Annotated in this window: 5 protein-coding genes, 1 tRNA gene and 1 pseudogene; all 7 read right to left on the reverse strand. The window is 32.7% G+C overall.

Going from position 1 to position 5,556, the window contains the following annotated elements:
* Positions 1-674, reverse strand: a pseudogene (locus CDOM16190_RS10380) (DUF2779 domain-containing protein); the annotation flags it as partial.
* A 79-nt stretch (positions 675-753) separates the two neighbouring features.
* Entirely contained in the window at positions 754-2,298 is a 1,545-nt protein-coding gene (locus tag CDOM16190_RS10385; protein ID WP_170020754.1) for a relaxase family protein, read from the reverse strand.
* Positions 2,292-2,609, reverse strand: coding sequence for a plasmid mobilization protein (locus CDOM16190_RS10390; protein ID WP_170020756.1), 318 nt, complete (start codon positions 2,607-2,609; stop codon positions 2,292-2,294). Before CDOM16190_RS10390 ends, CDOM16190_RS10385 begins: the two co-directional genes overlap by 7 nt.
* On the reverse strand, positions 2,609-2,860 hold the full coding sequence (locus CDOM16190_RS10395) for a helix-turn-helix transcriptional regulator (RefSeq protein ID WP_170020758.1): 252 nt from the start codon (positions 2,858-2,860) through the stop codon (positions 2,609-2,611). Before CDOM16190_RS10395 ends, CDOM16190_RS10390 begins: the two co-directional genes overlap by 1 nt.
* 336 nt (positions 2,861-3,196) lie before the next feature.
* Positions 3,197-3,271, reverse strand: a tRNA-Asn gene (locus tag CDOM16190_RS10400).
* A gap of 147 nt (positions 3,272-3,418) precedes the next feature.
* Positions 3,419-4,324 (reverse strand): radical SAM protein, encoded by a 906-nt coding sequence (locus CDOM16190_RS10405; protein ID WP_170020760.1) that lies wholly within the window; start codon positions 4,322-4,324, stop codon positions 3,419-3,421.
* On the reverse strand, positions 4,324-5,556 hold a 1,233-nt coding region (locus tag CDOM16190_RS10780; RefSeq protein WP_249934171.1), incomplete at its 5' end, for a methyl-accepting chemotaxis protein. The genes CDOM16190_RS10405 and CDOM16190_RS10780, both read right to left, overlap by 1 nt.

The following is a 5,556-nucleotide window of genomic DNA, read 5'->3' on the forward strand; positions in this document are numbered from 1 at the left end:
AAATTTAATATAGAAATTTCAGGTACATCTTTAAAGCAGTGCTGTGAGAAACTACACTCAAATGGGCTATAGCATTGTGTTCCTATCTTTATATCAGGCTCATCTAGGCTTAGCATATTGTTTAAATTTGTTAGGTTATCTCTAACTTCATCTTGTTTAGCGATAACTATATCTGTTATATCTTCTATATGAAATAGCTCGTTTAAATTTATCTCTCCAACTCTTTCATAAGAGTTATCTATATGCATGACATAAGCTTTCTTAAGCGGTAAAACTGAGCTTATACAATACCACTGCACACTGATATCGTCTATATGATAATCTTTTACACTAGTACTTGATTTAACTTCGTAAATTTCATACTCGCTACCGTTTTTTACCAAGATGTCAGCCATGGCAAATACACCATTTGACATAAATGTAGCTTCGTAAATGATTTTTGTTCCATTATCTATAAGCTCCTTTGTCCTTTCTGCCATACTTTCAAAATTACTTGGATCAAACTCTATTATGGCTCCGCCTTTAAAATACTCTTGTGCAAGCCTACCTACTTCATTACCTATCTCAAATTTTGTATTATCGATATATTTATTTTCAAGGTCGCGTCTAAATTTATAAAGCCATAGAGACTTTGGGCACTGTAACCCTCTTGTATATTGCGATTTGGATAGCATTTTGGTCCTTTTTTGTTTTTATAATTATAACAGGCTAGGTGAACAAGAGAGTGTCTATTTATTTTATGGTATATTTATCCTACCCAAACTCAATATCACTTATATCTCTTCTTTTGGATACATCTTGAGATTTCTTTGGCTTTAGCTTGAATAAGTTTCTAGCTTCCATTTTAACCCAAGCAACTCTTGAGATAATGTCAAATGACAGCTCTCTAAGGATATCAATCTTTCCTCTAAATCCATCAATGAATTTTGAAATTCTTGTTGTATTAGAGTTTGTTCTTTGAATACTTCCTCTAAGTCTGTTAGTCTCTTGTTCAAATTCTTGAATTCTTTGAGTAGCTCGTTTAATAATTCTATTCTCTCTTTCTCTTGCTTCTCTTTCATCTCTGATTCTTCTAATAACGCTTGCTCTAGTAGTGTCATAATACATCCTTTTAGTGAAGATTTTGGTTTTGCTATCTATTGCCGGTTGCCAGTTATATAGTGCTCTATATATGCTTTCATCTGTTTGTTTTGATCTATTAGTATTGAATTGTTCGATTTTATCTTCCAAATTACAATAGCTGACATTATTAACAATATCAGAAGTGCTACTACTGATAGTTTTAATATAAAATTTATGTCTTGGCTCTCTTGAAAATTGCTCTTTAAGCCAGTTGTTTCTTTTTTGTATTGCATTGTTAAGTTTTGTTTTGAGTCTGTTAAGCTCTTGATCTCTTTTTGATAGGTTTGATTTGAATTTGATAATTCTAAATTTCTCAATTGCAACTCCTGAAAAGATGTCTCTAGGTTTGCATATTTCGTTTTCAAAGATGAAACTTCTTGGTTCTTGTTCGCCAGCATTATTTCCATCCCTTGTATCTTTAAACTCTTTTGCTCTTCTTTGTGTCTTTTCTCTGAGTTGCTCCAAGCTTGCAGTGTCTGTAAAGCTTTCATGAAACATATCTCCTTTAAATCTTTTAGCCTTTTTACTATTTGGTAGCTTGACTGATATATAGTCTTTTCCTATTCTGGTTACTTCTATATTGCTATTTTTAAGGGCTTGCAAGATGTCATCTCTGCAACTAAATTCATTATTGATTAATTTATCTACTAGAATCCTTTCAAGCTCTATATAATCCTTTATAGATTTTAACTCTTTTCTTAAGCCTTGAAGCACATGAGCCTTAGCAGGATCTTTTGGATCGGAAAGATTAAATCTTAAGTTTGTGTAGTTTTGCCAAGAATCAACGAGAGGTCTATCTATCCTGTGATAGTATGGATTAAACGATAATCCTGTTGCTAAATCTATCTTTGGTATTGCAAAATTTAGTTCAAGTCGCCCCTTGTCTTGGTGCTCCACCCATAAGATATTGTATCTATCTTTATCATTTCCAAATAGAAGAGTTTCAAACTCATCTATTACTCTTTGTTTAGTCTTTAGATCAATATCTTTTTCTTCAAACGATAGACAGCCCATACATAGTTTTTGCTTTTTGGTTATGCTTGAAACTATATTTCTGGTTATACTTTCACTGCCTTTTATAATACAAGCGGTTTTATCTTTTACTCTATAGTTTAAAAGGTAGTTGATCCCGGATATGCTACCACCTTGTTTATTAGTAAAGAATTTAACTAACAATTCTTATCCTTATCCAACAAACTATTTATAGAATTAGAAATTTCAATAATACGCTTTAAGACTATAGAGTCTATGCTTTTATTTGTGTTAACATGTTTAGTTATCTGGTTGAGATTACTACCCACCCTTGAAAGTTGGTTAACCATAGCTTTATCGAATTTATGGATAGGGGGTTTGGCTTTAAGTAAAACATCTCTTACAAAGGCTGATTTGTTTAAACCACACAAAGATGCATTAGTTTCCAATAAATTCATTTCATTATCGGTTAGTCTAAGGGAGATTTTGTTAATTCGATTATGCTTTACTTTCATTATATTACCTTTTGTCTTGATTCGGTTAGAAACTGCGCGATAGAGACAAGAGTAAATACTATTCTTGAATTCTTTGCATCTCCTATTTTTATATACTCAGGCAAATTTCTACCCTCTTTAATGCGTAAATCAAGAGTAGATACGCCTATACCAAGAGCCTTAGCAGTCTCTTGACGATTTAGAGACTGCTTGCCTACAAACTGACGCTCAAGACTCTCAAGAGTTCTTCCAAAAAAATCTATATTTCCCATATTAAAATCCTTTTACTAATATTTTCTAATATTAATTATACTGGCGATGCCGCTTTTATTTTGAAAAAATATAGTTTTTTAAAGAAAGTTGATAAAATGTATTATTTTAGAGTGATTTAGAACAACTTACGACAAAAATCATGAAGTTTTTAAAATTGCATTGATGATGGCCTGATAAATAATATGCTTTAAAATATTTTAGAGTAACACATAAAAATCTAGAAAATAAAAACAAACAGAGGGGAAATAAAGGGGAAAAATGCAAAAACCAAGAAAACTTAAAGCTTTCAAAGTATCGGTAAAATCGGGGTTTTAAAGGGGTTTTTTACAAGTAAATGGCTCCGGATGCTGGATTCGAACCAGCGACCAATCGGTTAACAGCCGACTACTCTACCGCTGAGCTAATCCGGAACATTGATAAAAGAAGCCGTATTATAGAAAAAAATATGTCTTTTGTCAATAAAATTTAGCTTAAAATATATAAATTTCTAAAATTCTATTAAATATTCAGACAAATAGCTTATATTTAGAGTAAATAATAAAAAAATATGCTTCAAATCAAGATATTTTATAAAATTTAACTCCACTTACATTTGTTTCATATATCTTGCCGTCTTTTATAAGCTCATTTAAATTGTGCTTTGAGATTTCAGAAAAACTATTTTTCACATCTATATCGCTTTGAGGACGACGACAAGAGAGTTCTAGTAATTCTTCTTTGGTAAAATCAAGCATTTTATCTCCATATTTGGCGCTGGCTATGACACAAGGTATATTTGTGATATAGCCAGCTATTTCTTCTAAAGTATCTCTATTAACGCCTTTTACAGGATAGGCTGGAGGACGGTCAATGGTGCTTATATCTACTCTTGATGGGGCAATTTTATTTATAGCTAAATTTAAAGCTTCAAATTCATCTTTAGTGTCGTTAAAGCCTTTTACTACAAGAATTTCAAGCACAAGCTCGCCCTTAAATTCGTTTCTAAACTCAGACATCTTTTCTATTAGATCAGACACTATAAGTTTTTTATCTCCGCGATCTATTTTACGAAATGTCTTTTGAATAGCGCTATCAAGGCTAAATTTAACTATATCAAGCGCCAAAATCGCATCATAAATTTTAGAATTTAGCACGCCCGTTCCATTTGACAAAATCAATAACTTTGCACTATCTTTTATTAAATTTAATCTACAAATAAGCTCCTTTAAATTTGGATATAAAGTTGGCTCGCCATTTGCAGTGAGCGTAATCACATCGATATCTTTGTGGATTTTTAGTGCAGCTGAAACTTCCTTAATAATTTCTTCTATGCTAATAGGATCTGAAATTTTATCAACAGTTTTTGAGGCGGTTAATTCGCAATAGACACAATCAAAATTGCAAGATTTTTTGTCAGGAGACAGGTCAACTCCAAGCGATCTACCAAACCGCCTGGAGCTAACCGGTCCAAAAACAATGGACATTAAAATTTCTTCTTTCTTACATCCTCTGCTATAACTTTAGCCATATTGTCAACTTCAGAAGTAACTTCGTTTGTACTATTGGCCACTTGGACATTTTGTCTGGTGAGATCATCTATCTGATTTACGGCTTGATTTATCATGTGCACAGCCTCGCTCTCTTCTCTAATACTCTCACTCATCTCATTTATGCTTTGAGCTAGGACATTTGCATTAGCCTCTATCTCACTTAGTGATTTTTGAGTTCTTTCCGCTAGTTTTCTAACTTCATCTGCAACTACCGCAAAGCCTCTTCCGTGTTCTCCTGCACGTGCTGCTTCTATTGCTGCGTTAAGTGCTAGTAAATTTGTTTGATCTGCTATATCTCTTATTATTACTATTATGTTTTTTATCTCTTCTGATTGTCTTGTTACATCTTCTGCTTTTTGACTTATAGCATTCATTGAGCTTGACATCTGTTCTACTGCTGCAGCACTTTCTTGAAGAGAATTTGCTTGGATGTTGGTTCCGTCGGTGAGTTGTTTCATTAGTCCTTTTAGCGCTTCGGCCTTTTCTTCTAAAATTTTAGCTTGTTCTAGACTTTGTCTTAGCATTCCTGAAACTTCCTGACCAAGAAGATCAATTCCTGAGGCTACCAAGCCTTTATCATTAGTTCTTGCGCTAAAATCCTGAGATTTAAATCTATTTAATGTATCAAATATTATATTGCTATTTGTAGCTACTCCTGTTTGAAGACTTAAAGACAACTTCGCAAATGCTTCTTTAAGATTCATTAGGGCAGGATTTTGCACATCCGCATCAAGAGTGGCCGTAAATTTACCTGACTCTATATTATCGACAAAGACATTTGCTTTTCTTATAAACTCATCTTCAGATATCTTGGCTGATTGTATTTTGCTGATATTTTCATTTATTAAAGATGCCATTACTCCAAACTCATCTTTAGTTCTTACATCCAGTTCAGCAGGCTCTTTTATCTCATAATTTAAAAATTTAAAAAATGAAACAAGTCCTGTAGAGATGAAATTTAAAGGCTTTAAAAAGTAACCAATAATGACCATTAGAATAATAACTATAGCTATAGTAGATATCACAGAAATAAGAATCTGGTCAAAAAGAATTGAATTTAGTGCCAAATCATAATCGGATACTAAATTCGCCGAGCAAACAAGCCAGTTGATAGTATCATATGCACTACAAGACGCTACTTTATTGTCTCCATTCATCTCGTATGC

This window comes from Campylobacter sp. RM16190 (assembly GCF_012978835.1).
GTDB lineage: Bacteria > Campylobacterota > Campylobacteria > Campylobacterales > Campylobacteraceae > Campylobacter_A.